We start from the raw sequence: 1,538 nt of genomic DNA on the forward strand, positions 1-1,538 counted from the left end.
GACGGCTTTGCACGCAATCTGCTTGCAGATTTTCAGCTTTATGCAGTGTTTCCTAAACGGAGGAGTTAGACTATGAAACATTTACTGAAAATGCTCGACCTGAGCACCGAAGAGATCATTGAGATTCTGGATCTTGCCGATCAGCTGAAGTACGAGCTGAAGCACGGCATTCCCCACCCGCATCTGAAAGGCAAGTCGCTGGGCATGATCTTCCAGAAGGCATCTACCCGTACCCGTGTTTCTTTTGAAACCGGCATGTACCAGCTGGGCGGACACCCGCTGTTCCTGTCCGCAAACGATCTGCAGATCGGCAGAGGCGAACCGGTGCAGGATACTGCCCGCGTTCTGTCCCGCTATCTGGACGGCATCATGATCCGTACCTTTGAGCAGAAAGAAGTGGAAGATCTGGCAGAGTACGGCTCGATCCCGATCATTAACGGTCTGACAGACTTCTGCCACCCGTGCCAGATCCTCGCAGACCTGATGACCATTCGGGAGTTCAAGAGCAGCTTCGACGGTCTGAAGATGTGCTTTATCGGCGACGGCAACAACATGGCAAACTCTCTGATCGTGGGCTGCCTGAAAGTCGGCATGTCCGTTTCCATTGCCTGCCCGAACGATTACCAGCCGGATCAGGAGGTACTGGACTTTGCGGCACAGTACGGCGACAAGTTCCAGATGACTGACAAGCCGCTGGAGGCTGCCAAGGACGCTGACGTGGTAATTACCGACGTATGGGCTTCTATGGGGCAGGAAGGCGAAGCAGAGAAGCGGAAAAAGGCATTCCACGGCTATCAGATCAACGATGAAGTCATGGCACAGGCTCACGACGACGCAATGGTACTGCACTGCCTGCCGGCACACCGCGAAGAAGAAATCACCACAAAGGTATTCGAGGCACATGCCAACGAGATCTTTGAGGAAGCAGAGAACCGCCTGCACGCACAGAAAGCGGTTATGGTAAAGCTGATGGCGTAAGGACGCTGTCGTTCTATAAACATCATGAAGGGCATTCTGTAAAAAACAGAGTGCCCTTTTTATGATATGCTTGACAACAGAAAATGAAAAATGTATAATAAAAAGAAATATTATATGGGAAAATCCCTGCGACAGGAGCGAAATGAGCATGTATAAAAAAATTTTAGTCGCAATTGGAGTGATCTTTTTGATTTTCTTTATTGTGAAGCTTTGCGAAAAGGGACCGTCAGAGCCGAGCAGTTTTGATTCGATTTATGAAGAAAGTCAAGAAGAATCCCAAGAAGAAACCAGTACATACGACAACTCCGACAGCGTGGTCACACGTAAGCGGGAGTATTCTTTTCCGGAGTATAACAGCGATACCGATGAAATTGACGATGAATACGAGGGCGAAGATTATGATGACTACGATACAAACTGGTTTGATGATTACGACGACGATGAGGGTGATTACGACTATTAGCGAAATAAACAAAATTCAACAAGAATATTTTACATCAATTTTACTTGACAAAGTCAAAACAGCGTGATATAATAATAAAGCTGTCGCACGAGAGCGA

At 47.9% G+C, this 1,538-nt stretch carries 2 protein-coding genes; both read left to right on the forward strand.

Going from position 1 to position 1,538, the window contains the following annotated elements; genetic code table 11:
- The first annotated feature begins 72 nt into the window (after positions 1-72).
- Positions 73-978, forward strand: a complete 906-nt coding sequence (gene argF, locus RUMCAL_RS10295) for an ornithine carbamoyltransferase (protein WP_021682792.1) — start codon at positions 73-75, stop codon at positions 976-978.
- Between the two features lie 148 nt (positions 979-1,126).
- Complete coding sequence (locus tag RUMCAL_RS10300; RefSeq protein WP_040647924.1) at positions 1,127-1,441, forward strand: hypothetical protein; 315 nt, start codon at positions 1,127-1,129, stop codon at positions 1,439-1,441.
- Positions 1,442-1,538: the final 97 nt, after the last annotated feature.

Source organism: Ruminococcus callidus ATCC 27760 (assembly GCF_000468015.1).
Taxonomy (GTDB): Bacteria; Bacillota; Clostridia; order Oscillospirales; family Ruminococcaceae; genus Ruminococcus_C; species Ruminococcus_C callidus.